Origin of the sequence: Blautia sp. NSJ-175 (assembly GCF_022867815.1) — a bacterium.
Classification (GTDB): Bacteria; Bacillota; Clostridia; order Lachnospirales; family Lachnospiraceae; genus Blautia; species Blautia celeris.
The window spans coordinates 191,068-216,994 of record NZ_JALIFQ010000001.1 but is presented as its reverse complement, the minus strand read 5'-3'; the positions used below and the strand labels follow the sequence as shown (position 1 = coordinate 216,994).

The window sequence follows — 25,927 nt, the reverse complement described above, 5'->3', positions numbered from 1 at the left end:
GGATGACCCATCGTCTCCTGAGGTCCGGGTACCTCCTTTTCCTATCCTTCTTGTCCATGTTCTTTCTCCTCCTCTGTTTTCTCCAGTAAAAGTTCCAGTTCCTCCTCACTCAAAAGTTCATACTGCCCTGCCTCCTCCTCATAGAGATCAAGATCCGTAGTATCTAAGAGCCAGCCGTCAAAGGTGATGCTGGCCGAAGCTTTCTTCACTTCCCCGTGCCGGTACGGCTTTCCCTTCCCATTTGTGGTAAGATCCACGTTTGGATGCTTCAGGATGTCATATTTCAGGTCCATGACCGGGCGCTCCCCCCGGATAAAGAGAAGGGCATACCGGTTGTCCAGCATCCGCAGCTCATCCTGCGTCATCAGCTCCCTGCCTGTGATCTGATAGTTGGTCGAGTAGCTGCCGGAGTGCCCGGTGGACTTCCCATAGGTGTTCATGTCGATGGTCTGCTTCCCCAGAAACGACTCGCTGATGAGCTTATGGGCCGCCGTCTCATTGCTCCCCAGGTATAAAAATTCGTCACAGCAGCCGATGACGCTCTCCCAGTCTTTTTCAAACAGTGCCTTTAGAGCGGACACGTTCTGGATCAGCATGGAGACGGACACATCACGGGAGCGCATGACGCTCAGTATCTTGGTATAGTCATCCGGCAGGGAGACGTTGCAGAACTCATCCATCAAAAAGTGGACCGGCACCTTCAGCTTTCCCCCGTACACGTAGTCCGCCCGGTAGAACAGCTGCTGGAAGAGCTGGGTGTACAGGATGCTCACGAGGAAATTGTAGGAGGTGTCGTTGTCCGGGATGATGGCATATAAGACCATCTTCTTCTCCCCTAAGAGCTGCAGGTCCAGCTCATCCGTGGCGGTCAGCCCCGCAACGCTTGGGATGTTGAACTTCTCCAGCCTGGCCGCCAGGGTGATCTGGATGGATTTCAGGGTCTTGGCCGAACCGGAATGGTAGTCCTTATAGTATTTCACTGCGATGTGCTCCGGATCCTTCATCTCCAGCCTGGAAAAGAGCTCATCAAGAGGAGACTGGTAACTGTCATCATCCTCCCGCACCTCCCCTGCCCGCAGCATCTCCATGACCATGGGGAAGTTCTGCTCCCGGGGCGGTGCCTCATACCAGAGATAAAAGATCAGGGCAGATAAGAGCATGCTGGCCGCAGTGTCCCAGAAGGGGTCATTGGACTGGCTCCCTTTGGGTGTGGTGGCCTTGAACAGGTTTGTGACCAGCCGCTGTACATCCTGGTCTGTCCGCAGGTAGCAAAACGGGTTATAGCAGTGTGACCGCTCCATATTGATGAGGTCCAGCACCCGGATTTCATATCCTTTTGCTTTCATGAGGTTCCCGGTCGCCCTGGTGTTCTCCCCTTTGGGGTCCAGCACCACAAAAGAGGTGTTGGCCTGCATCAGGTTCGGCAGGCAGTAATACCGGGTCTTTCCGGAACCGCTCCCGCCCACCACCATGGTCAGCAGGTTGCGTTTATGCCGATAGCTGTTGTAGCTGATGGACACGTGCTGGGTCATGATGCGGTTCTTCTCTTTCTGCCTGTCCGCGTATCGCCGGTCCATGGCCCGGGCGCTCCCCCATCTGGCCGAGCCGTGCTCCTCCCCTTTCCGGTAGTTCCGGCGGGTGCTCAGATAGATGCCAATGCCCATGAGATAGGCTCCCAGAAAACAGACCGCGGTCTTCGGACTCTGTTCCACCCATCTTATCTGGGCCGGATGCTCTAATGCTGTGGTCAATCCCGCTAGGATCCCGGACAGCCCGCCCTTAAGATGAGGTGCCGCAAGGAGTGAGAACCACAGCACCGGCAGTATCCCCAGGGCTGCAAGGAGCACACCCTGACCCTTATCCTTTCTCATATCTGCTCTTCCTTTCTCTGTCCCACTGCCTCAGCGCCCTTCCTGCTGTCTGTCCGTCTGGCCCTTCTGTCTCCGTTTCTGTTCGGACAGGCTTTTTTCCATGCGTTCCGCTATCTTCCCCGCCGCATCCCGGATCACGGCCAGCTCCTGTTTGATCTTTTGAGGGCTAAGACCCGCGAGAAGAGCTTGTGCCTTACCAAAGTCTTTTGGTCCTTCCGGTTCCACGCCGTATCTCTTACATAGGATATAAGAGACACATTCCGCCTGAAACCCGCAGCACTCCCGGTCGTATCCCTCCTCTCCGTTTGCAAATTCTGCATGGGCCAGCTCCCTGGAAAGGCACCGGAATACGGCTTCTGCCCCCATGCCCTTCTGTACAAGGATACTATGCTCTTTTGGCACGAACACCGCACCTTCAGGCTCCTTTTCCACGGTATGGATGGCTGCCGGGGTCCGGCTGATGAGCGCCTGTATCCGCTGCCTGTCCCCATACGTTTTCCCCAGTCCCCATTCTGACGGCGCAAGCGTGGTCTGGGAGATGTCATACAGCTTCCTGGCATTGTAATACTGACCGATGGTGTTGTCCTCCCTCCGGTATTCCTTCCCCGGTTCCAGGAGGAAGACGGGCCGGCTCCTCTCTGCCCGTTTCACAAAAGTGTTCTTATCCCTCCAGTAGGCCATGTTCCCCAGTTTCCTTGCCTCCGGCTTCTGCTCCAGTATCAGGAGCACGTTATTGGGCGTATACCGCAGGAAACGGCTCTGTACATCCAGATAAGCCTTAAATGCCTCCGGGTCTTCTGCCACCCGCAGGGCTCCGCGTTCTGCCGTTTCATAGCAGAAGCTCCGGTTTGCCCGGCTCTCCGCGATGAAGTCGGCTGTCCGTTCATCCTGCGGCACTGCACCGGTGTTCAATAATGCGTCAAGATCTTCCATTTCCCTTACCTCACTCTCTGGCCCCTGTCCTTTTTTCGTCTCCCCGGCTGGTTGTGGGCGGCGCTGTTCCTCTCTGCCTGTCTCATCCGGCTGCCCTCTTTTGATGCCTGCCTTTCCTTTTGTATCTCCTGCAGCTGTCTCTTTACAGAGGGGCGCTTTTGTTCCTGCTCTTTAGAGATATCCCCTTCTTTTTTTGGCGTCCCTGAGATAGGCGCGGACGGACGGGGCTTTTCCGCCCCCGCTCTCAAAGGGTCCTTTTTTCTCTCCTCCTGTCCTCCAAGCAGCTCCTCCAGCAGAGCGTCCTCCCCGGTCTCTGGCTCCGTCTCTGCTTTTGAGATCTTATCTTTGCGGGCTGCCCCTCTCTGCTCCCGGCTTTCCCTGCCCCGTTTCCTCTTTGGATGCTCCACTTCCAGCTTCACATCCTTCTCTTCCACAGACGCCAGCCGGAACCGCTCCACGATGCGGTCCGCCTTGGAGGCGTCCTCCAGGCGCACCATGAAGTCCACCATCCCGTCCTTCTGTCCCCGGACTGCGCAGTAAAGAAGCCCGTAGTCCCTTGCCCTCCGCACAAAGGTCCCCACGTCCTCCTTTCTGACAGTGAAGACCTTCACTTCACGGCTGTTCCGGCACAGGGATTCCAAGCGTACCCGGCCTTTTGTCCTTTTCTGGTCCTTTAGGACCGCATACAGCATGACCGCCAGATGCTTTGCCGCCTGCCCGGTGATCTTCAGTGCCACCTCCCCTGTCTCCAGGGACATCCTAACGACCTGCTCGGCCGCCTCTCCCCCTGTGTTCATGTTCCTTTCCCTCCTTTTGTTCTTCCTCATGCAGGATCCCCAGTGTCTCTTTCAGGATGCCGGAGCGCCTGGCGATCCCGTCACAAAGCGTCAGCTCTCCCCTGAGTTTCCGGATCCTTCTGGTCATCTCCCGGATCTCTTCTTTACGCTCCTCTCTCTTCCCGTCATCCGACTCCCTCCGGTTCCTGCTCCGCAGATGCCTACGCGCCTTACTAAGCTCCCCCATCTGGATCTCCAGGTCTTTTCTGCAGGCCGCCAGCGCTTCCGCCGTGTCGATACGGCTGGTGCACAAAAACCGGGTCTCCCTGGAGATCTGCTCCATCTTCATGAGATCCTCTCGCAGAAGGAAACGCGCCCTTTCAGACATGCCCGGCCGCTCCCGGGTGTTCAGGGTGCCTAAGCAGTAACAGTAATACAGGTACAGCCCGCGAAGGCCGCCGGTGTGTTTCGCCTTCTTCCGGTCTCCCAAAAGCCGGGCATGCCGTGCTCCCTGTCTGCTGCTTAGTACCGGCCCTCTCTGTTTTCTTACCGGATGCTCCAGGATACGCCGGCAGATGGCCTCCCGGGTGTACTCCGGGCCAAAGTTCCGGGCCAGCTTCATCCCCCGCTCCTTTCCCGGCGGGCGTACCGTGATGTCACTGCCAAACTTGATGTCGTATCCTTTCTGCCGCAGATACTGAAAGAACTGCTGCTCTGTCCTGGACATATGGACGGCCTCATCCACATCCGACCGTATGAGCCCTCTAAAGGTCGGCCTCTCCTCTTTTTCAGCCCTCCATTCCCCATACTGTCTGGGACGTCCCCGCGCTGCATCCGGGAGCAGGACGGACAAGCCGTATTCAAGGCATAACCGGTCCGACTCCCTGCGCATGGCATAGTAATCTTTTTCACTGCGGTAATACCGCAGGCCGTCCAGGAAGGATACGCTGTTCACCACGAAATGGTTGTGCAGGTGGCTCTCCTTATCCAGATGGGTGGCGACCAGCACCTGATACCGGTCTCCCCACAGCCGCTCTGCCAGGCGGACGCCGATCTCATGGGCGGCCTCCGGCGTTGCTTCTCCCGGGGCAAAGGACTGGTACCCATGGTAGGCCATGACCCCGTTATCCTTCCCGAACCGTTTCTTCACCGCCATCATCTCCTCCCTTGCGGTCAGCGGCGAGCAGTTGATGCCGGATACAAAGCGTTGTTTTACGGCTCCTCCCTCCCTGGCCCTGCATGCCGTCTCCCCGGTATCGGTTGTCTTTCTTTCATTGACCGCGTAGGAGATGACATCCTCAAGGCTCTGCTCCTGCTGTCCGGTAAGCCTGTCATCCCCGTAAAAGGCAGGGTTTTCTGTCTTCTTTGGATCCTCCACATAGATGACCACCTTCCCCAGCCACCCTTTTACGCTCCATAAAGATGTAGTTGCCATCACTTCCTCTTTTCCGGCAGGACCACGGCTTCTGTGATGGTGCGGACAGCGTCACGGAACTCCTTCACTGCCTCGTCATAGCGCTGCACATCCATCACCTGCAGGGTGTGGGCCTTCGCCGCGATCTGGTCCAGGTTGTTCCCGATCCGGTACAGCTCCCGCATCATGGCATGATAGTCTGGCGGCGGTGCGTCCCTGGGGACCACGCCTCTTATCAGCTGCCGGAGATACGTCTCCCTGCCAAGGCCGCTCCTCTTTACGAGCTTCTGCAGATGTTCTGCTTCTTTCCGGTCCAGCCAGAACTGGATGTGGACGTTCCGTTTTCTCATGTCCCTTCCCCGTCCTTTCCATGATACCGGTTGATCTGTACCAGACACATGATGGACACCCCGAACAGGGTGCCGATGAGAAACCCCACCATAAAACCTGCCATACGGCTGCCTCCTTTCCTGATAGCAGAGGGTCCCAGGGGCGCTCCCCTGGTAAACGGTGTTTGTGGTATCACAAACACGATGCTTGCTGGTATGATGTACGCCCCCGTCCCTCTGCGGCTCTTTTACCTGCTGTCCCTGCCGGTCTCCTGTTCTTTTATCTTTATCGGGAAGATCTCCCGTCCCATCTGTAAGAACATCTCCGGATACCGGAACATCTCCCTGTATCTTTTTATCTGCCCTTCTGTCAGGCTCTCAAACGCACTGCTGTCCCTCGGGGCCCGGCACAAAAAGAAGTTCCCGGCCACGATATCCAGCAGACACCCTTCCCGGTCCCGGATGCCCCGGTTCAAGGGCAGCCCGTCCAGTTTTCCCTCCTCATTACAGACAAGGGCCACTTCCTCCTCAAAAGGCAGGAGCATCTCGATATTTCCTTCCACCGCGCGTTGCATCCCGGACAGGCTGTTCTCCATCTCCATGACCTCCGGCGCTTTCCCTGGCCTCACGAGCAGGACGCGGATCGTATCTCCTTTGTCACTCAACGCTCCCTCTCCCTTTCTTTTATCCTGCACGGCAGGAGCTGCCTTTCCTTTCCCCGGTATTCAAACACCTCATTGGACAGCTGTTCCTCCGGCGCCACCTGCTCCCGGTTCACTTGGCGTACCATGGCGCGCAGGTCATAAGGAGTATGCTGCCCGGACTTACGTAAGAGGATCAGTTCGTGGACGCTGGAAGGCAGGACATAGAAATCCTCCCCCAGCATCTCCCGCACCTTCGGGAGCGTATCCGGATACAGGGATACGGACGCGCCATAGAACTTATCCCGGTTTGTCAGGATGTGCATGTCACAGCCGCCGGGCCCCCGCATCCCCGTCATCTCCTCGATCAGGCTGTCCATGGACTGCAGGGTGAACGGGCAGTGCATCCGTGTCTGGGTCATGGCCTCGTCAAAGAGCTGGCCTTCTGTGACCCCGTACCCCTGCAGCAGCCTATGTGTGATCCGCATGCCCATCTCCTGGCCCATCAGGCTCTCATCCAGGTCTGCGTACACCACCATGGCCCCTATGGTATCCATCCGGTACGGCCCCTGTTCCAGGTACTTTCGGTTATCCTCCCGGCTCACCAGGCGCAGGCGCAGGTTCTCCTTTATCTGCTCATAGTCCTGCACCTTCCCCATATCCAGCCGGGGCGGCTCCCTTGTGAGGATGTCCTGGCAGATATCCCTGCAGATGCTGGATAAGGGATACCCGTTCTCATACGCCTGAAAATACCCTTCCATATATATGGTCGGGATGATGCTGTCTGTCTTTTTCCCGATGACCAGGGCATGCCTTGTCTCCCTGTTCTTTTCCACTGTCTCCATCCGGTATACATATCCGGCATCCGCGGGAAGGTATTCCCTTAACCCGGCTAAAAGCTGTTCCTGAAAATAAAAGATATCATGTTCCATCATGCCCCGCCTCCTTTTCCCTGAGCTCTCCGGCACCCTGTCCTGTCTTTTTTTCCGCCAGTCCGGCAGCCTTCTCCCAATAGGCCTTCAGCCTCTTGTATGCGTCCGTTTTCGGCTCCCACTCTGTATATGGCTTTCCATGTACCCTTTCTTCTGCTCCTTTTCTGTCGTTTTCCTTCATCTGTTCTCCTCCCGTTCTCTCATCTTTCCTATGCACGGTGCGATCCGCTCCTCTCTTCTCTGATAGACAAAGACCTCGCTCCCGAGCTGTTCCTCCGGCGCTGTCCTTTCCGCGTTCACCTCCTGCAGGATCTTCCGCAGATATGTCGGTTTCAGCCCCTCAGATTTCGGTATGGCCAGCAGCTCATGGACACTGGACGGGAGGAGATAAAAATCCTCCCCCAGGACCTCTCCGGCCTCCGAAAGGACTCCCGGATATAAAGCAGCCGCAGCCCCGAACTGTCCCGACCGGTTCGTCAGGACGTACAGATACGGCTCGGCTCCCAGATCCTCTTTGAGTGCTTCCCCCAGGGCGTTCCCTGCCCTTTCATAAGGAAAAAAACAGGCCGGTTCCTGCCTGCATGTCTCTTCCATGGCGGTCTCAAACAACCGGTCATCAGAGATGCCGTATCCTCTTAACAGCTCCTCCGTCACCCGGGCGCAGAACTTCCCATCTGGTGTGTCCAGCACCTCTGCTGTCACAATGGCGGCTCCTAAAGTGAGGATCCGGTACGGACCCTCCTCCAGATATCTCTGGTTCCCCTCCTTTTCCACCAGGTGTATGCGCAGCTTGTCCTTCACCGCCCCAAAGTCACTGAGCTCTCCAAAGGGTGCCCGCAGCTGCCTGCGGCATTCATACAGACGGCAGATATGCATGGCAGTCCCCTGCAGCGGCACTCCGCCCCGGTACGCTCCATAAAAGTCTTTCAGATAAAAGACTGGCACCTCCTGTTCCGTCACATGCCGGATGATGAGCGCCTCCAGGGATATGTTGTTCTTTTCTATCCACTGGGTATAAACGGCAAAGCCTTCATTGGGTGGATAATACATCCGCATCTCGGACAGGATCCATTGCCTGTATTCCCTGTACCCCCATTTCTCCATACATTCCCCCTCCCTTCCTTCTGTCATCTTTCTTCTTCTCTTTTCTTTCCCTTCTGCACCGTCCGGACGATCGGAAGCCCCAGCCTGTGGCATAAGGTGTCATTGACATCCTTCCCATACAACGGGAGGCGCAGGGACACCCGGTACTTCTCCGGCAGGAGCCTTTCGATGGCCAGAGCTGCCTCCCGCCCCGCCCTGTCATCATCCAGGTTCGTGATCACGGTCCGGATCTCCGGATGGTCCTGCAGGTACTGTTTCAGCGCCGCAGGGAGTTTTCTTTGTTCCATAGGTCTTTTGGAGACATACACGCCCCCAAGGGAAAGCAGGTGCTCCTGCCTCCAGTCCTTCTCATCCAGGATCCGCAGGGTGGCATAGGACAGCACATCCACCGCCCCCTCAAAGACCTGGAGCGTCCCGCATTTTCCCGGGATGCTGAAGGAAAAGTGCTTATCGCTGCCGGAGGCATCCCCTTTGTATCCAGTTTCGCCCATGCCCCGGATGGCGGCATATCTCGGCCTCCCCTCCTTATCCATTCCCACAAAGACCGCGCTGTGGCCGTTCCTGTTCTCATAAAGCCTGCCCGTTTCCAGGCAGAACTCCAGTACCTCCCGGCAGATCCCGCGCCTCTTAAGGTATTCGATGACCCGGTCTGCGTGCTCCGCTCTTTCGGGCAGCAGAAGCCTTTTGGGGGCAGGTTCTTTTTTATGGACCGGCCGTGTCTCCGGACATGGGATGCCGCTCAGTGTCTCTACAGCTTCCAGAAAGGAACACCCCTTCACCTTTACAAGGTAATCTAAAGCGGAACGTCCGCCGATGCCGCGGCTGAACCAGCACCATTTGCCGTTGCTGATCCTAAGGCTGTCGTGGGTGGCCGTCGCATACGTGTTTCCGGAGACATGGACCAGCTCTCCGGGCTCGAAGGTCTGCAGATACGTCAGAAGGTCCATCCGTCTTGCCTTTTCAACCATTTCGGGCGGGATATACCCCATTTCTCTCACCTCCTGTTCACCGCTCCCGGCATGCCTCTTTTTTCATTGACCGGAAGAACTGTTCCATCTCTTTTGGATCCGCCTGCAGGAGGCCATGCTCCCGGAAACTGAACATCTGCCCGCTGCCTCCCCCGATGATGATATGATCAGATAACGGGATGCCCATGAGCTCCCCGCCAAGCCGCAGCCTCTGGGTGATATAAAGATCCGATCTAGACGGGAGGATCTTCCCGCTCGGATGGTTATGCACCGCGATGATGTGGTCCGCGTTTGACAGGATGCTGCTCTTGAACACATCCCCCGGGATGACCATGGCCTGATTGACGGTGCCTACGCTCACGATGTTCAGATTGATGGGTGTCCCATCTGTTTTCAGGTTCAGGATGCACAGGACTTCCCGGTCATATAAGGCCATCTCCCCGGCGATCAGCTCCATGACAGCCTCAGGGGAGTTCAGCTCTTTGTCACTATACAGGGAGGTACCCTTTACCAGACGGATCTTCACCACTTCCAGCTCATGCATCGTCCTCCTCCTCCTCTCCCAGGCTCACGGTGAGCATCTGCCCGTCCTCAAGCTGGCGGACCAGTTCCCGCAGCCCCTGCAGATCTGTCTCCTTCCTTTCTTCCTGCTCCTTCACGGCGCATCCCTCCTTTTTGCCGGTCATGATCCTGCCGGCCTTCATTTCTTTCTGTGCCGCAGGTTCAGCCAGATGACAGCCCCTGCGATAAATACCACTAACAGCACTGTGATCCCCAGTTTCAGTGTCATATACAGCCCTCCTTTCTTTGTGACCACGCCATTCAAACATAAAAAACATACAAACTGTCAAGGTCTCTTTCCATATCCCCGCTTCCATCCAGCCCTATCCCTTACCACTACGTTCCGGAAGCCATATTTTTTTCTTTGAGCTGGTATAGCTGGTAACGAAAGGGGTGAGGTGTGGAGAGGGGAAAACCGGACGCGGCCTGCCATAGGGAGACGGGATAGACTCCCCCCTTGGCGTACCTTCACCGCTCCATGCTCCTCTGCCGTTTCAGATACTGCTCCAGCGCTTTTAAGATCGTATCTTCCATCTTTTTTGCGGACGTCCCTTCAGGAAAATATTTGCTCAGGCGCTTTTTCGGTATCTTGAACTGTTCTATCTGGTTTGGTTTCTCTTCCTGCAGGATGGAAAAGATGACATCCTCACTCAGGCGCCCTTCTTTTGCAAAGCTCTTCATCTTGAGCGCCTGGGCAAGGGACGGGGTGCAGTCCTCACATTCCATCGCATCCAAAAGTGTCTCCTGCAGATCCTTTGGGATATAGGAAAGCTCTACCGCCGGCCGAAAAGCGATCTTTCCATCGTCCACCATATCCATGATGGGCTGGATCAGTTCTGTAAGGCGGATATAGCGTTTAATCTGAGTCACACTCTCTTCCGATTTTTTAGCTAATTCCTCATTAGAACGAAACTTCGGTCCCACTGGGTCCGAAGTTAAATCATTTCGCTGACCTTGTCTTTTCATAGCCTCCAATTTCATCTTATAAGCAAGCGCTTTCTCAGACGGCAGGATATGCTCCCTCTGCAGGTTGGAATCCACCATGATGATCGTGGCTTCTTCCTCTGTAAAATCCCGGATGATGCAGGGGATCTCTGAACGGCCGGAAAGCTCCACTGCTCGCTTGCGGCGGTGCCCTGCGATCATCTCATAGCCGTCCCCCTTCGGCCGTACCAGGGCAGGGACGAGGACGCCAAAGTCCCTGACACTGTCTGCCAGGTCCTGCATTTCCTTATCGTCCCGCACCTTAAAAGGATGGCCGGGGAAATCGGAGATCGCTTGGAGGGGAAGGTTCACGACCTTCTCAAGCTTCTCCTCCTCCCGGGCCTCCTCTGTCTTAAAGAGCTCATCGCTCGATGGCAGGGTGAACCGGATGCCGCTGCCTTTCGCCATCCTTAAGCACCTCCTTTGTCAAAGCCTCATATGCCGCGGCAACCGTGCTTTTCCCATCATAGGAAAAAATGCTCTGCCCCACGGTCGTGGCTTCCGCTGCGGACACCGCGATCGGTATCTCGGTCCTATATATCTTCAGCTTATCCCCATATCCATTCCGGAGTGCTTCTGCTGTTGTCTTCGCCAGGTTTGTCCTGTGATCCACCAGTGTGAGGAGCACGCCTTCTATCCGCAGGCCCGGATTGATCCCTCTTTTTACCCGGTTCACGGTCTTGATCAGCTGAGTCATGGCCTTCGCCGGAAGGTACTGGGACTGTACCGGGATGATGACACTGTCCGCTGCCGCCAGTGCATTGATGGTCAGCATCCCAAGGCTCGGCATCCCGTCGATCAGGATGTAGTCATACCTGTCCCTTAATGGCTCCAGGCAGCTGCGCATGACACGTTCACGGCTCATGACCGATACCAGTGTCAGCTCCATTCCCGACAGCTCCAGGTTAGCCGGAAGCAGATCCATCCCCTCTTCATGATGGAGGATGCCCTCCTCCGGCGGTACCGGCACATCCTCGATGGCCTTTCCCATCCGGGTCCCAAGGGTCGCCTCCAGGCGGTCCCCGTCCTGCCAGCCAAGGGATGTGGTCAGATCCCCCTGAGGGTCCGCATCCACCAAGAGCACCCGCTTTCCCTCCCGTACAAGCCCGGCCCCCAAGTTTAGGGTAGTCGTGGTCTTCCCCACGCCGCCCTTCTGGTTGATGACCGCGATCACTTTACTCTGCGGCATATCTGCCTCCTTCCTTTCCTGTACACTTCTCTCTTTTCCTTCTCTCTGTGATCTTCCGTTGGAAGCCGGCCAAAAACTCGGAAACAAAAGCCTCACGCGCGGATCTGAACCTTTCTAAGGCCTCCAGAGGATAGGGATAGTCCATCTCCCCTATGGCAAACAGTCCGCGGATAAGGCCCATAGCCTCCTCCACCCGGTTGGTCTCATACAGTGCGTTCAAAGCTTCATATATATCTTCCATGTCACATGTCTTCTGTCCCTTCCCATACAGGTGTTCCAGCAGCGGACCGGTATATGCCCCGGCAATGGCCAAAATGCTGCTGTGTGCGGCATGGGATGCAGAACATGCTTCTTCCCTCTCCATGGGGACCAACTCCTTTCCGTGATATCGGATCCCGGGCATAAAAAAAGCTGACTGCATTTTTTATGTGCGGCCAGCTTCTATATGGTATCTCCCATACTATAGTTCCTTCTCTTATAGATCCCTGTCTTTCGCCCTATATGGGCTTTCTTTCTTTTCAAAGCTCTTTTCCTCCTTTTTTTCTGCTGTCATCTGATACAGCATTTCTACGGTTCCCATGACCTCATCCCAGGATATGCCTTCTGCATACTCAAACTTCCGCCTGTAGTTTTCCCACAGCCGCTCCATGCCCGGGTCTGCCCGGATCCTGTTCAGGACATCCATCCCTTTTTCTGCTCCTGTCTCCCTCTGCCGGCAGGTCTCTGTAAAAGCCTGTTTCAGATCCGGGAGGATGAGGCTGCTACTGTACTCTTTCTGCAAAAGGAACAGGTCATAAAAATCCCTGAGCCTGGTGTTGGCCGTCCCCCTTCTCAGCACGGTCTCGAGCTTTTCAGCTAATACCGTCTCCAGGTTATAGGCCAGGACCGGGATGGTCCGTTCCTCAAACATCAGCCAGTATTGATACGTGATCTCCTTCGGCGTAATGATATCACCAGTGGAAACATCCAGTTTTAAGGGGATCTTCATGGTATCCAGGACAGCTTCCAGATGCAGGCGGATGCCCCCGTATTCCTCTTCTTCCATGATCTCTGTTATCTTTTTGATCCCAAACGTGACGCCGTCCTCGATGGGAATCCGGATGATATCCTTTATGATCTTTTCCATATGGTCTGCAGACAGGGGCATGTTCCGGACTGTAGTGTCCATATCCATGGTGGAACGGTAATCTACCCCTACCATGGAGGATATGAGCATTCCGCCTTTTAAAATAAATTTCTCCCTGTACGGCGACAGGGAGATCCTTTCCAGAAAACGTTCCATGATATAACTTCGTATGAGCAGCTGCGCCTTCGTGCTGTCCCCATGGGAACGGTTACGGACCAGCGCTTTTAATTGTCTTGATGTGTGGATCACTTATAATAACACCTCCAGATATATCTTTAAGATCTTATCGACTTTGAACTCCTCTGCGTACTCCAGGAGCAGAGGGATATCCTTCTTCCGGCTGCGGGCATACTCTTTCAGGGCGGTCTGCCTGTCCTGGATCTCCACCTGACTGCGGCTGCGCAGAATATCACAGATCGAACGCTCCGCGTTATAAGTACGCACCATGTGGCCCATGGGCGTCTCGATCTCTGTGATGCCGATCGGATATCTTTCTTTTTTTACGATGTGGACGATCACCCCCTCTTCCTTTAGATTTGTCGTTTTATAGCCGCTTTTTACAGTCACCGTATGCTGCATAGGTTCCCGGTCTGTCAGCCCCAAAAGGTATAGAGCAGACTCGTGGGAAAAAACAACATGCGGACATCTAGACTGCAGGATATACATCCCATCCTCCCAAGCATCCGGGGACAGATAGATGCCGTGGGCCATCTTTTCATATCCGTGCTTTTGGATAAATTCCAAAAAGTAGGGCCTGGAGATCCCTAATACCTGGGCATCTGCTGTCCTCAGGATCCCTTTCTTTTCTTTTGAGAGCTGTTCCAGCATTTCTTTCTTTGTCATTTCATCACCTTACTTTCATACAACTTATAATAAAGTATTATAGTTTGCATGTAAAGCATTGATATCGTTCGATTTAACTGCTGTTTATTCCTTCCATTCCAAACCTCTCCTTAAATATCTACTAAAAAAGCGCCTGTTCCTTTAAGAACAAACGCTCCAGCCTCTTGATAGTGATCTCTATAATATTTATAGAAATGATACAATAAAAAATGATTTCTTTATTCACAAAATAAAGCACTAAATATTCTGATTATTATAATAGTACCAAAATAGTACCACGACCTATAGTTAAAGCCGTGAAACCCGCTGTTTATGCGGCCTCACGGCTTTCTGTTTACTATTCAAACTCAATCGTAGCCGGCGGTTTCCCCGTACAATCATACATAACCCTGTTAATATGCTTCACTTCATTCACAATCCTGCTTGTCGCCTTCCCAATCACATCCCAGGGAATCTCTGCACTCTCAGCTGTCATGAAGTCCGTAGTAGTAACCGCTCTCAGCGCCACTGCATAGTCATAGGTTCTCTCATCCCCCATAACGCCCACAGATTTCATATTCGTCAATGCTGCGAAATACTGTCCAATCTCCTTATCCAGTCCTGCATTGGCGATTTCCTCACGCCAGATGGCATCAGCCTCCTGCACCATTTCCACTTTTTCCGCAGTTACCTCTCCAATGATCCTGATACCAAGACCCGGGCCCGGAAACGGCTGGCGGAACACCAGATACTCCGGAATCCCCAGTTCAAGACCGGCCTTGCGCACCTCATCTTTAAACAGGTCACGGAGCGGCTCGATAATCTCCTTAAAATCAACGTAATCCGGCAGGCCGCCCACATTATGGTGAGATTTGATCACAGTGGACTCTCCGCCCACTCCGCTCTCCACAACATCCGGATAAATCGTTCCCTGCACCAGGAAGTCAACTGCACCGATTTTCTTCGCCTCTTCCTCAAATACGCGGATAAACTCTTCACCGATAATTTTCCGCTTATCTTCCGGCTCTTCCACACCTTTTAATCTCTCATAAAAACGTTCCTGCGCATTTACTCTGATGAAATTCAGGTTATAAGGGCCTTCCGGTCCGAATACTGCCTCAACCTCATCGCCCTCATTCTTCCTTAAAAGACCATGGTCCACAAACACACAGGTAAGCTGATTTCCAACTGCCTTTGACAGCATAACCGCTGCAACAGAAGAGTCCACACCGCCGGAAAGCGCGCACAGCACTTTGCCGTCTCCAACCTTCTGACGGATGGCATTGATGCTCTCCTCCACAAAGGAGTCCATCTTCCAGTCACCGGAGCATTGACACACATTATAAACAAAATTGGAAAGCATTTTCTTCCCTTCCTGTGTATGCAGCACTTCCGGATGGAACTGAACCGCGTACAGGTTCTTTTCCGGATTCTGCACTGCTGCAACCGGACAGTCCGATGTATGGGCAATGATCTCAAATCCCGGTGCTTCTTTCGCAATATAGTCATTGTGACTCATCCAGCAAATTGTCTTCTCGGACACGTTCTCAAACATCTTGGAAGACTGTTCCACCGTAACCTCGATCTTTCCATATTCCCTGACAGGCGCTGTGCCTACCTGACCGCCTAACAGATGCATCATAAGCTGCGCACCATAACAGATTCCCAGAACCGGAATTCCCAGCTCAAAGATTTCTTTTGTATATGTGGGAGAATCCTCCAGATACACGCTGTTAGGACCTCCGGTAAAAATAATTCCCTTAGGCTGGATTTCTTTTATTTTCTCAATATCTGTCTTGTAAGAATAGATCTCACAGTATACATTGCATTCCCGAACACGTCTTGCTATCAACTGGTTATACTGTCCGCCAAAATCAAGTACAATTACGGTTTCTCTCTTCAAAAAAGTGCCCTCCTGTTCTTTTGCATTCCTCAAAACTAGATTTCATTATAAAATATCCCGCTTCAATTTACAAGAAATTTTCCCTTCCATATCTTAAAAACAGAATATCTGACAAAAATCGCCCCTGCAAAGCCGCATTCTTCGTGAACCTTACTTAACTGTATTTTATACGGGATTTACGTGAACCATACAGTGTTTTACCAGCGGAAACTCCTTTTCAACGGCATCATGCACCTTCTGGGCTATCTCATGTCCTTCCTCAAGGGAAAGCGTGCCATCCGCGGAAATTTCAATATCCACATACATTTTTGCTCCGAAAAGCCTCGTATGCAGCATATCAATATGCAGCACGCCGGCCTGTTTTGAAATAATGCCGCGCATCTGTTCCAGAGTCTCATCATCACAGGATTTATCCACCATCTTATCTATGGCATCCTTAAATATATCATAAGCCGCTTTTCCTATAAATAAACATATGATCACACTGGCAATGGGATCTAAAATAGGATAACCCAATCTTGCGCCCAAAATACCGGCAAATGCTCCGACAGAAGAAAGCGCGTCGGAACGGTGATGCCAGGCTTCTGCCATCAAAGCGCCGGAATTGATCTTCTTGGCTGCTGCTCTGGTATACCAATACATCCACTCCTTGAACACAATGGAAACGACAGCTGCCACAAGTGCGATAACGCCCGGTATCGCCGCCCCTTTACTGTTTCCCTTTATGATTTTTTCCACACCGCTGATCCCGATTCCAAGCCCCGTGGCCAGCAGGATCACAGCCAGCACAATGGCAGCCACACACTCCAGTCTGTCGTGTCCGTACTGATGGTTGGCATCTGATTTTCTTTTGGAAATGCTGATTCCAAGAACTGCGATGATCGTTCCAAATACATCGGAAGCAGAATGCACCGCATCAGAGATCATAGCACCGGAATGACCGATAATACCTGCAAGCAGTTTAAAGAGAGAGAGCAGCACATTACCTGCCACACTGACTCCGGATACATGAAGTGCAATTTTCTTTGCCTTTTCATCCGTAACGAATTCTTTCCTTACCTGTTCCATTTTAAATCCTCCCCGGTATTGTTTCTTTGATACTGCATAACTTTCTCTGCTGCTTCTTAATACCCGGGCTGTTTCCAACCATTTAAAAAGCACCTGCGGAACAATAAAGTAATCTACTGTCCCACAGATGCCCTATGCTCATCTGCTGTCACTAAAAGTGACCCGGCTATACGGATGCCCAGCATCCGTGCCTGCTCAGTTTGTACTGTAGTATAAATGCAGTGCAAAGAAGTTTATGTTATTTTATGCCAGAGCAGGCCCATTAGTCAATGCTAATTTTTTATTTAGTTTTCTGTCTCGAATTCTTTGATCACAATTCCCATCCGCTTTGCGCAGACTATGGCCTGCGACATATTGAGCACAGCACCTCTCAGTTCCTCCTTGCCGTCGGATATGATGATTTTGTCCATATCACAGTCAGACATATCCACGCCCTTGAGCGCAGTCTTGAAAAAGCTGGTGCCGGCAAACTTTACCTGATGTAAGTCCATGTTGTCCAGCCCACATTTGCTCAGGCTTGACTCTTCCATATTCGTGTCCTTTATTTTAACATAGCTCATTCTGGATGCGTCCAGATTCATATCTGAAAGATTACATTCCAGAAATGACACATGCCGCATAAGGCTGCCGTAAAAATCAGCTCCAACTGCCTTGCAGGACTGAAAGGAACATCTCTTAAAATAGACATCCGTGAGGCTGGTGTTGGAAAAATCGCAGTTTTTAAAACGTACATCAGTGAAACTGGCCTCATCGAAAAAACAGCCGATAAACTTACAGTTTTCAAAAGCTACCCTTTTGAAACGAAGCAGTTTCCCATCAAACTTAGTGATAAACACTCCTTTAAAACAGCAGCCTGTAATTTCTTCCTCAGAAACCTTCGCAGCTTCCAGTACAGAAGACACGTCTTCCATGACCGGCAGTTTTACAGGAGCCTTTGGTTCTTGAAACATTTTACTGTTCATATTTTACCCACATTTCTCTTTCGTTTTAATTTGTAAGTTTAACCACAAATATCTCCACATTTGACCTCAGCGTTTTGGATCATTCCCATTCAATCGTAGCGTTCGGCTTTGGACTCATATCATAGCAGACACGGTTTACGTTTTTAACTTCCTTCATGATACGGTCTGTGATCTTCAGAAGTACCTTCCAGTCAACTTCCTCAATGGTAGCAGTCATGGCATCCACAGTGTTGACTGCACGGATGATTACCGGATATTCAAAACATCTGGCATTGTCACGCACACCGACGGATTTGAAATCAGGAACCACTGTAAAATACTGCCAGACTTTTTTATCCAGTCCTGCATTTTTGAATTCTTCACGAAGGATCGCATCGGATTCACGTACTGCTTCCAGACGTTCCCTGGTAATCGCGCCCAGACATCTCACGCCCAGTCCCGGACCCGGGAACGGCTGTCTGTACACCATTTCTTCCGGAAGTCCCAGCTCAATGCCGCATGCGCGCACTTCATCTTTGAATAACTGTTTCAAAGGCTCTACCAGCTTAAACTGTAAATCTTCCGGCAGGCCGCCTACATTGTGATGGGATTTCACCATTTTAGCCGTTTTGGTTCCGCTCTCAACAATATCAGGATAGATGGTTCCCTGTCCCAGGAACTCAATGCCTTCCAGCTTTCTCGCCTCTTCCTCAAAGACACGGATAAATTCAGCACCAATAATCTTACGCTTCTGCTCCGGATCATCTACATTTTCAAGCTTTGTCAGGAAACGCTCAGAGGCATCCACATAAACCAGATTCGCATCCATCTGGTCTTTGAATACTTCCACTACGCTCTCAGATTCTCCTTTGCGCATAAGGCCGTGGTTTACATGGACACATGTAAGCTGTTTGCCAATAGCCTTGATCAGAAGTGCTGCAACTACAGAACTGTCCACACCGCCGGATAATGCCAGAAGAACTTTTTTATTGCCAACCTGTTCTCTGACGATCTCGATCTGGTCAGCGACGAAATTTTTCATATTCCAGTTTGCTTCCGCTTTACAGGTATCAAAAACGAACTTTTTCAGGATCTCAGCTCTCTGTTCCTCGCTCAGGTCCTGATATTTCTCACTGCAGGCCGACGGTTCATGGTCAATTGCCATTACCGGACTGCCAGCTTCATAAATCTCCTGTCTTACATCAATGCGAACGCCGTCAACTATATGGTTTGGCCCGCCGTTAATGATAATACCTTTCACATTCGGGAGCTTTTCCAGCTCTTCTTTTGTAATATCATGGGGATAAATCTCACTGTAAACACCCATAGCACGGATTTCTCTCGCCAGTACGGTGTTCTCTGTGCTTCCCAGGTCAAGAATGACAATCATATCCTGTTTCATCGATATTTTCTCCTTTTGTATTTTCATATATTACACTGCCGCGGATGAATGCATCCGAAACAGATGTATATCCTCAGACAAGTGACTGATGCTGCCATTTTCCTCTGATATATCGAATGGTAAAGCAGACAGCGCGGAACAGCCAGTCAATCGTCATAGCCACCCACACGCCAAATACGCCCCAGTGAAGCTTTACACCCAGCAGCACTGAGAATCCGATACGAAAAATCCACATGGAAACAATGGCTAAAAGCATGGTAAAACGCACATCTGCCGCTGCACGCAGAGTGTTTGGCAGCGAAAAAGACAACGGCCATATGGTCACTACGCATATGGAATGATATATCAGTATTTTATAAGCGTAGCCGCTGGCCTCCGCTGACAGTCCGTAAGCCCTGATGATAAAGGGCATTACAAGCATGAGCAGTATATTGATTCCAATCAGGGAAATATAGGCGACCTTCATCAATTTCTTCGTATAATAATGTACCTGCTCAAAATCATTGGCTCCCACACACTGTGCTCCCACTGTGAGCAGCGCAAATCCTATGGACATTCCCGGCAGGACTGCAAATGTGGCCACATTGTTGGACACAGCATTTGCCGCAATGGACGCGGTTCCGAATCCCGTAACAATACTGAGCACCAAAATTTTTCCAAGCTGGAACATACTGTTTTCCAGACCGTTTGGTATACCAATGTATAATATTTTCTTCAGAAGCATCCAGTCTGTTTTGAATGAAAACGGATGGTGGATATGCAGAATCCTGCTCTGATTATTTAAAAGACAGAGCATTACCACACAGGCAACCCCTCTTGATACAAGTGTGGGAATTGCCACACCCTCCACACCTCTGTGGAATCCGTAGATGAGCAACGCATTTCCGCCCAGATTGATGGCGTTCATAAGCAGGGACGTCTTCATTGCAATGGTTGAATTTCCCATGGCACGGAAAATAGACGCACCTGCATTGTACAGGGCAATCATGGGCACAGACGCAAATACGATCAGCAGATACACATTGCAGTTATACATAACGTCTGCTTCAATCCTGCCGAACACTCCGTTGATAATAAGGTTCTTCCCAAGATATCCAAGCACCATAATGATGCAGGATGCTTTCAGGGTAAAGGACAGCAGCTGGTTGGTTGCCAGGCAGGCATGCTCAGCTTTCTTTTTCCCGATGAACTGTCCTGCGATAACGGCTCCTCCTGTAGCCAGTGCTGTAAAAATGTTGATGATCAATACCATAACCGTATCGATCAAGGATACACCTGACACGGCAGCCTCGCCTACGCTGGCCACCATGATAGAATCGGCAAGTCCTACAAACGCCTGCAGAAACTGGTCGATAATCAGCGGTATGATCAGCTTCCGCAAATCCGCATTTGAAAAGAATCGATTCATTTGTTTTCCCCTCACAATAAGCTTTTGTATTTTGATAGGAACAATTATACGCCCATATTTTTGTCAAAACAAGAGTCTCTTTTGTTAATTTTGCACCTTGTGCAGATATTTTTCCCGGGTAGCCATTCCACCCCGGATATGACGCTCCTGCTTGTTCACGTCAAGGACCTTGCGGGCACACTTTGCCAGTGAAGGATTAAGCTGCAGCAGACGCTCGGTTACGTCCTTGTGAACTGTACTCTTGCTCACCTTGAACTCCCTGGCGGTCTGGCGGACTGTTGCGTTGTTTTCAATGATGTAGTTGGCTATGGATATAGCACGTTCTTCTATATAACTTTTCAAGGAAAAATCTCCCGGAAACGTTGTTTTTACAATGTATGCCGGGAAATTTGGTTGTATGTCAATGCAAATTATTAGTTAATGTAGTGTAGGATATTTGATTGTATTTCGCCGTAGGGGCGATCATATATGGACATCGGCACCGGGGTGTCAGGTTTAACTCAATCTACGCTGCCACGCAGGCAGCGATATGGTTCCAATGCCGGTGTCTTTAACGTCAACCTATTTCAATCCACGCCACCGCGCAGGCAGCGCTTGGAAAAATTATGCATATGATTGACCGCCTGACTGATTTCAATCCACGCCCCCGCACAGGCAGCGATAGCAAAAATACACAAACATCCTCACTACATCTTGTATATAATATCACATTATCCTCATATTTACAATTAATTTCCACAGATTCCTCTCACTCCCCACCACCCCTTCTTCCCATTTTCAGCCCCACTACAAGTGCGAATCTCCCGATAAATCCATGCTCCCTCTCAATTCGCACCGGAAATTCTCTCTACACTTATACTTGACATCCCTTCCCCCCGCGTATATGGTATACTAAAACCCTTATCATCCGGCATCACCCAAAAGGAGGTATAACTTGAACTACACACTATACCAACTTCTATGGTTTTACTTACTCTATTCTTTCATTGGCTGGGCAATCGGCACGTCGGTTGCGGCGGTCAGGGAGCATCGGTTCATTGACGTAGGTTTTTTATTCGGTCCCTATTGTCCGGCTTATGGTTTCGGCGCAGTGGCATTTGCGGTCTTTCTGCCTGAACTCAGAAATCACCTGTTCTTTCTTTTTCTGGGCGGGGTGATTCTTTCATCTGTTATCACGTTTTCTACCGGTTTTGTTCTGGAGAAAATATTCCACCGGAAATGGTGGGATTACTCACGGAAAAGATTTCAATTTGGAGGTTATGTCAACCTTCCATACACGGTTGTGTGGGGAATCTCTGCCGTAGTCTGTATTTCCTTTATCAACCCATCCCTGAAGGAACTGCTCGTCTTGATTCCCTCCAACCTGGGAACCATATTGTTAATTGTCCTGTACGCGGTTCTCTGTCTCGATCTGGCAGGAACGATTATGGCTATCAAAGCCGTTCATTCCAGGCTGCGAAGACTCTCTATCATTGAGGGTGTATCTGAAAATCTGCAAAAGGCTGCAGATATGATGGGCGAAGGGCTGACCGGATGGGTACAGAAACATATGGCTAAGGCTTATCCCAGCCTGGAGGCGAAAGAATTATTAGCTGCCAGACAGGAAAAGGAACGGCAGCTTGAGGCAGCCAAAGAGCGCGCCGGTGTGTTTGCTGTCGGCTGTTCGTTCTATAAACTGGTCTGTCTGTTTTTCCTCGGAGCTTTTCTTGGAGATATCACGGAAACCATTTTCTGCCTTGCAACTACCGGTAAATTAATGAGCCGCAGCAGTGTCGTCTACGGGCCGTTCAGTATTGTATGGGGCCTGGGCTGTGTACTGCTGACTGCTATTTTATATCAATACCGCAATCGCAGTGACAGTTATATTTTTATCTTCGGTACCGTATTAGGCGGAGCTTATGAATACATATGCAGTGTGTTTACAGAGCTGGTTTTCGGTACTGTGTTCTGGGATTACAGTGACATTCCTTTTAATCTGGGAGGCCGTATCAACTTGCTTTACTGTTTTTTCTGGGGCATTGCCGCAGTCATCTGGCTAAAAATTCTTTACCCGCGGCTGTCCGCACTGATAGAAAAAATCCCGAAAAAAGCCGGAGTTCCCATCACATGGCTTATGATCTTGTTCATGGTATTCAACATGATCATGTCAGGCCTTGCGCTTAACCGATACACGGAACGCCACTCCAATATATCGTCTGCCGAAAATGCGGTCACACGTTTTCTGGATAAACATTTTACCGATGAACGCATGGAACATATCTATCCAAATGCTATATTGGTTGATGACTAAACCCACTAAAAATGCCTAAAGAAAAAGACAAGATTCCGGACACTGCCTCCGCATCTTGTCTTTCTTATATTCTTGAAGGAACATCGTTTTATTTTTTCTTACCACAACAATGCTTATACTTTTTGCCCGAACCACATGGGCAGGGATCGTTTGGATATATCTTTTTCCTGTGCTCTTCCTGAAAATCAATGATTTCCGCTTTTCCGCGTGACACATCGTGAAGCGGCTGAAATCCCATCTCGTCTGCTTCTTCCTGTAATGTTTTTACATCCCCGTTATATGACATTTCATCCGGCATATATCCCCGGTTCATATGCATACGTGTGTGATTCCAGACTCTCATCAGAATTTCTGCAAGCTGAGGGAAGTCCTCCTCGTCGATCATAATCAGCTCGTTGTCCAGATATCTCATTATATCTCCTATTTGTCCCCCCAGACGGATAATGCGCTGGATATTCCTGCATAATTCCCGGGCGTCCTCTTCTTCCTCTTCCGAAAATTCCATGAAAAAATCTGCCATTGCATCCATATACCTGTCAAAAGGAAGATAGAAATAACTTCCGAGTGTCTGTATCTCTTCTATTGTTGGAGTATAATAAGCCTTAATTCCCTGTATATTTTTAAGATACTGTATTCTATCTGCTTCTATCACCTGTTCCTGAACCAGTTCGTTCCCAACTATCTCAAAACGTTTTAAATATCCGGGGATTCGGATGCAAAACTCCTGCAGCTCTGTCTCTGAGATAGTATTTCCCGTGTTCTTTTCATACATGGAAATCATTCGTTCTATGGGGCAGATTCCATACAACTCTGCGCAGGCGTTGATATGGAGAAAGATATCCTGTACCCTTTTTCGCTCTTCTTTCCACTCCTCATCACAGTTTTTACAATAGGCAGCTTTCACATCTTCCGGAACGTACACCGCTCCCATATAGGTGGCTCCGGCATATCCGCTCTCCACAAGATTCAACACATCTTCGGATTCATCCACACCGGTAACCTCTTTATCCATAAGTGACAATTCCACATCATTCATATACAACAGACATCTGCACATGACTTCCTTTGACAGAAGCTTTTGATATAGAAAATCTATTAGATCCTTCTTTAATAATTTGCTGCAGCCGGAAATGCCATGTATTTTACAGATCTCCTGCAACTCATCTTTCCGATAATCCTCTAAAATATCTCTGAGTGATCCATCGGACAAATTCGCTTCCAGCTCTTCTTTAAGCTGACTGTATTTCGACTCATACTCCTTAATAAGATTACTCATTTCAGATAATGCATCCGTTCTCATGACTTCATCTCTGTTATAATCCCAATCTTTTGCTGTGCCCTGAATAGTTTTAAAACCGCTTCCCTTCTTGGTTAAATCTTCGTAAATCTCACTCTGGATCATGGGACTGCTTTTCTTATTTTCCAAAGCCATATGCTTTAACGATGCATTCACTTCTGCCAAATCATATTTTGGAGTAAAATGTCCCTCTGTCCATTTTTTCATACTTTCATATTCAGGATGGGAGGAATCCTTCAGAATCTCCAGAAGATCATAATATCCATAAATACCCCCGCAGTCCTCATACGGTGTTTCTCCCTTATACTTTAAAACAACAGGATAGGCAAACTCATAATCCTCTATGACTTTTTCGATGGTCACCCTATGCTCCCAATAGTCCCCGAAATCATATATATAAGAAAACCAGTCCTCCTGCTCCATAAAAGAATCTATGATTGTTTCAGATGCCTCCAGATATTCCATATCATCCATATCTGCGAAGTCTTCACATTCCTCTTCAATACTTATCTTCAAGTGATAATATTCAAATTTAAACAAGTGATATCCGCACCAACCCATAACCTCGTTGAGAACGATACTGAGCTGTGAAAAACTCAGTCCGGCCGGAACAATAAACCTTCTCCATATGGGTGGATGGGAATTTTTAATTGCTATTTTCATCTGGTATGCTTTCATAATTCCACCTCTTTTCATTTAAATTCAATCGTTTGTACTGATTCGTTATTTTTAATCAGCCTCATGGCTTACAATTCCCGCATGCCTCATATCCGTTATCTATCAGCTCGTCTTTGCTGCCTTTATAATAAGCTTTATTGTCTTCCTTCATTCCTTTCAGCGACGAGCAGGAAGGCAGGTGAATCTTCTTTGTATGTGTGTTCAAAACATAGTCGCAGTGCTCTGCGTCACTGTTATTTTCCTCCACATACGGCTCTTCTTTATCGCCGCTCGCAGTCCTGGTACCGGGTGTATAATCGTTGCAGGGTTCCTGTTCCCAGGATATTGTTTTTCCATCACTGTGGAGAATGATCGTTCCCTGTTTGTCCGTACGGAATACGGGAATCCCGTCATCCTCCAACAGCTTTATGGTATCCTGTCTGGGATGTCCGTAGCTGTTGCCGTCTCCGCAGCTTATCACTGCATAGGAAGGGGAAATCTGTTCCAGAAATCTGCTGCTCAGGTAGGAACCGTGGTGGTTTAAAAGAAATACATCTGCCGCAATATCTGCACCGGATTCCATTACCTGTTTCTCACCGGTTTTCCCCATATCACCGCCAAAAAAGAAACGATTATCCCCATTTTCCACAATCACTCCCACTGAATCCTCATTCTCGTCCTCGTGGCCATAAGAAATCGGAGAAATGACCCTCACGGAAGCACTTCCAAGGGAAAAGACATCGCCCTGGGACGGATGCGTCTCCTCGTACCCCTGTTTCTCCATGGCATCCTGATAGGACTTATAAATGGAAGAATCTGTCTCATAATCAGCCGTGATGACTTTTCCTGCCGGAAACTGGTAGAGCGCACCAATAGCTCCCGCCAGGTGGTCCTCATCAAAGTGGGATATCAATATGTAATCCAAAGACTCCACATTCTGACGCTTCAGATAGCTTACCACAAAGGAGGATGCTTTCCTGTTTCCTCCGTCTATGAGCATATAGTGCCCTTCAGATTCCAGAAGCGCTGCATTTCCCTGCCCAACATCCAGATAATGTACGTTCAGCCGGCCGCTGCCTTCTGCTTCGCCTATAGGCTGACCACCGACCTCCGGCTGGCTCCCATCCGCCGTCTGCCCCACGGAGCTGCATCCTACCAAAAGTAATGCCAGAACCACCAGCCCGGCTAATAAATTTTTCCATTTCTTCATTTCCCTTAATTCCTTTCCCGTCTTATCCCTGGTGCCTGTTCACCTGTCTGTTTTCTCCACAATACATACGTTTTTTGCAACTATCCAATCAGTTCTGCGCA

Annotated in this window: 27 protein-coding genes and 1 riboswitch; of the genes, 1 reads left to right on the top strand and 26 read right to left on the bottom strand. The window is 50.3% G+C overall.

Annotation, left to right across the window (positions count from 1 at the left end):
• Positions 1-41: 41 nt before the first annotated feature.
• The 24 genes from MUB35_RS01055 to spoIIID all read right to left on the bottom strand — a co-directional run bounded on the left by MUB35_RS01055 (position 42) and on the right by spoIIID (position 20,714).
• The gene (locus tag MUB35_RS01055; protein WP_103732275.1) at positions 42-1,871 is read right to left on the bottom strand and encodes a VirD4-like conjugal transfer protein, CD1115 family; all 1,830 of its coding nucleotides are present in this window, start codon (positions 1,869-1,871) and stop codon (positions 42-44) included.
• Between the two features lie 30 nt (positions 1,872-1,901).
• The gene (locus tag MUB35_RS01050; RefSeq protein WP_103732276.1) at positions 1,902-2,804 is read right to left on the bottom strand and encodes a hypothetical protein; all 903 of its coding nucleotides are present in this window, start codon (positions 2,802-2,804) and stop codon (positions 1,902-1,904) included.
• A 5-nt stretch (positions 2,805-2,809) separates the two neighbouring features.
• Positions 2,810-3,601 carry a PcfB family protein gene (locus MUB35_RS01045; RefSeq protein ID WP_158587260.1) on the bottom strand — a complete coding sequence of 264 codons (792 nt, stop codon included), beginning with the start codon at positions 3,599-3,601 and terminating at the stop codon, positions 2,810-2,812.
• Complete coding sequence (locus tag MUB35_RS01040) at positions 3,564-5,015, bottom strand: relaxase/mobilization nuclease domain-containing protein (protein ID WP_054350529.1); 1,452 nt, start codon at positions 5,013-5,015, stop codon at positions 3,564-3,566. The genes MUB35_RS01045 and MUB35_RS01040 overlap by 38 nt, the downstream gene beginning before the upstream one ends.
• A complete protein-coding gene (locus MUB35_RS01035) occupies positions 5,015-5,344 on the bottom strand; it encodes a plasmid mobilization protein (protein ID WP_054350528.1) in 330 nt (109 codons plus the stop codon). The genes MUB35_RS01040 and MUB35_RS01035 overlap by 1 nt, the downstream gene beginning before the upstream one ends.
• Positions 5,341-5,448: a DUF3789 domain-containing protein gene (locus tag MUB35_RS01030; RefSeq protein ID WP_103732278.1), complete on the bottom strand. Its 108-nt coding sequence runs from the start codon at positions 5,446-5,448 to the stop codon at positions 5,341-5,343. Before MUB35_RS01030 ends, MUB35_RS01035 begins: the two co-directional genes overlap by 4 nt.
• Positions 5,449-5,571: 123 nt before the next feature.
• Positions 5,572-5,988, bottom strand: a complete 417-nt coding sequence (locus MUB35_RS01025) for a DUF3846 domain-containing protein (protein ID WP_225305249.1) — start codon at positions 5,986-5,988, stop codon at positions 5,572-5,574.
• Entirely contained in the window at positions 5,985-6,899 is a 915-nt protein-coding gene (locus MUB35_RS01020) for a DUF5688 family protein (RefSeq protein ID WP_103732279.1), read from the bottom strand. Before MUB35_RS01020 ends, MUB35_RS01025 begins: the two co-directional genes overlap by 4 nt.
• Positions 6,886-7,077 carry a hypothetical protein gene (locus tag MUB35_RS01015; protein ID WP_103732280.1) on the bottom strand — a complete coding sequence of 64 codons (192 nt, stop codon included), beginning with the start codon at positions 7,075-7,077 and terminating at the stop codon, positions 6,886-6,888. Before MUB35_RS01015 ends, MUB35_RS01020 begins: the two co-directional genes overlap by 14 nt.
• Entirely contained in the window at positions 7,074-8,000 is a 927-nt protein-coding gene (locus tag MUB35_RS01010; RefSeq protein ID WP_146051717.1) for a DUF5688 family protein, read from the bottom strand. Before MUB35_RS01010 ends, MUB35_RS01015 begins: the two co-directional genes overlap by 4 nt.
• A gap of 23 nt (positions 8,001-8,023) precedes the next feature.
• The gene (locus MUB35_RS01005; protein WP_118593880.1) at positions 8,024-8,989 is read right to left on the bottom strand and encodes a DUF3991 and TOPRIM domain-containing protein; all 966 of its coding nucleotides are present in this window, start codon (positions 8,987-8,989) and stop codon (positions 8,024-8,026) included.
• A 16-nt stretch (positions 8,990-9,005) separates the two neighbouring features.
• Positions 9,006-9,512, bottom strand: coding sequence for a JAB domain-containing protein (locus MUB35_RS01000; protein WP_103732808.1), 507 nt, complete (start codon positions 9,510-9,512; stop codon positions 9,006-9,008).
• Positions 9,505-9,627: a hypothetical protein gene (locus MUB35_RS30420; protein ID WP_255785536.1), complete on the bottom strand. Its 123-nt coding sequence runs from the start codon at positions 9,625-9,627 to the stop codon at positions 9,505-9,507. Before MUB35_RS30420 ends, MUB35_RS01000 begins: the two co-directional genes overlap by 8 nt.
• A gap of 370 nt (positions 9,628-9,997) precedes the next feature.
• Positions 9,998-10,921: a ParB/RepB/Spo0J family partition protein gene (locus MUB35_RS00995; protein ID WP_103732809.1), complete on the bottom strand. Its 924-nt coding sequence runs from the start codon at positions 10,919-10,921 to the stop codon at positions 9,998-10,000.
• The gene (locus tag MUB35_RS00990; protein ID WP_103732810.1) at positions 10,875-11,702 is read right to left on the bottom strand and encodes a ParA family protein; all 828 of its coding nucleotides are present in this window, start codon (positions 11,700-11,702) and stop codon (positions 10,875-10,877) included. Before MUB35_RS00990 ends, MUB35_RS00995 begins: the two co-directional genes overlap by 47 nt.
• Positions 11,689-12,066 (bottom strand): hypothetical protein, encoded by a 378-nt coding sequence (locus tag MUB35_RS00985; RefSeq protein ID WP_146051765.1) that lies wholly within the window; start codon positions 12,064-12,066, stop codon positions 11,689-11,691. Before MUB35_RS00985 ends, MUB35_RS00990 begins: the two co-directional genes overlap by 14 nt.
• Positions 12,067-12,177: 111 nt before the next feature.
• Positions 12,178-13,077, bottom strand: a complete 900-nt coding sequence (locus MUB35_RS00980) for a nucleotidyl transferase AbiEii/AbiGii toxin family protein (protein WP_103732811.1) — start codon at positions 13,075-13,077, stop codon at positions 12,178-12,180.
• Positions 13,078-13,671, bottom strand: coding sequence for a type IV toxin-antitoxin system AbiEi family antitoxin domain-containing protein (locus tag MUB35_RS00975; protein WP_103732812.1), 594 nt, complete (start codon positions 13,669-13,671; stop codon positions 13,078-13,080).
• Between the two features lie 337 nt (positions 13,672-14,008).
• Positions 14,009-15,553 (bottom strand): glutamine-hydrolyzing GMP synthase, encoded by a 1,545-nt coding sequence (gene guaA / locus MUB35_RS00970; protein WP_033139147.1) that lies wholly within the window; start codon positions 15,551-15,553, stop codon positions 14,009-14,011.
• A gap of 165 nt (positions 15,554-15,718) precedes the next feature.
• Positions 15,719-16,621 (bottom strand): cation diffusion facilitator family transporter, encoded by a 903-nt coding sequence (locus MUB35_RS00965; protein ID WP_033139148.1) that lies wholly within the window; start codon positions 16,619-16,621, stop codon positions 15,719-15,721.
• A 114-nt stretch (positions 16,622-16,735) separates the two neighbouring features.
• Positions 16,736-16,830, bottom strand: a riboswitch (NiCo riboswitch).
• A 75-nt stretch (positions 16,831-16,905) separates the two neighbouring features.
• A complete protein-coding gene (locus MUB35_RS00960) occupies positions 16,906-17,583 on the bottom strand; it encodes a pentapeptide repeat-containing protein (RefSeq protein WP_054350520.1) in 678 nt (225 codons plus the stop codon).
• A gap of 79 nt (positions 17,584-17,662) precedes the next feature.
• On the bottom strand, positions 17,663-18,964 hold the full coding sequence (guaA, locus tag MUB35_RS00955) for a glutamine-hydrolyzing GMP synthase (protein WP_244805687.1): 1,302 nt from the start codon (positions 18,962-18,964) through the stop codon (positions 17,663-17,665).
• Between the two features lie 73 nt (positions 18,965-19,037).
• Positions 19,038-20,372, bottom strand: a complete 1,335-nt coding sequence (locus MUB35_RS00950; protein WP_052098778.1) for an MATE family efflux transporter — start codon at positions 20,370-20,372, stop codon at positions 19,038-19,040.
• An 84-nt stretch (positions 20,373-20,456) separates the two neighbouring features.
• Positions 20,457-20,714 (bottom strand): sporulation transcriptional regulator SpoIIID, encoded by a 258-nt coding sequence (gene spoIIID / locus MUB35_RS00945; RefSeq protein WP_033139152.1) that lies wholly within the window; start codon positions 20,712-20,714, stop codon positions 20,457-20,459.
• Positions 20,715-21,306: 592 nt separating this feature from the next.
• On the opposite strand from spoIIID, the gene MUB35_RS00940 reads away from it, so the two are divergent.
• The gene (locus MUB35_RS00940) at positions 21,307-22,662 is read left to right on the top strand and encodes a putative ABC transporter permease (RefSeq protein ID WP_244805686.1); all 1,356 of its coding nucleotides are present in this window, start codon (positions 21,307-21,309) and stop codon (positions 22,660-22,662) included.
• A gap of 88 nt (positions 22,663-22,750) precedes the next feature.
• Here the strand turns inward: MUB35_RS00940 and MUB35_RS00935 are convergent, their stop codons facing one another.
• Positions 22,751-24,637: an IS1096 element passenger TnpR family protein gene (locus tag MUB35_RS00935; RefSeq protein WP_052098781.1), complete on the bottom strand. Its 1,887-nt coding sequence runs from the start codon at positions 24,635-24,637 to the stop codon at positions 22,751-22,753.
• A 61-nt stretch (positions 24,638-24,698) separates the two neighbouring features.
• Positions 24,699-25,826 carry a ComEC/Rec2 family competence protein gene (locus MUB35_RS00930; protein WP_103731448.1) on the bottom strand — a complete coding sequence of 376 codons (1,128 nt, stop codon included), beginning with the start codon at positions 25,824-25,826 and terminating at the stop codon, positions 24,699-24,701.
• Positions 25,827-25,927 lie beyond the last annotated feature (101 nt).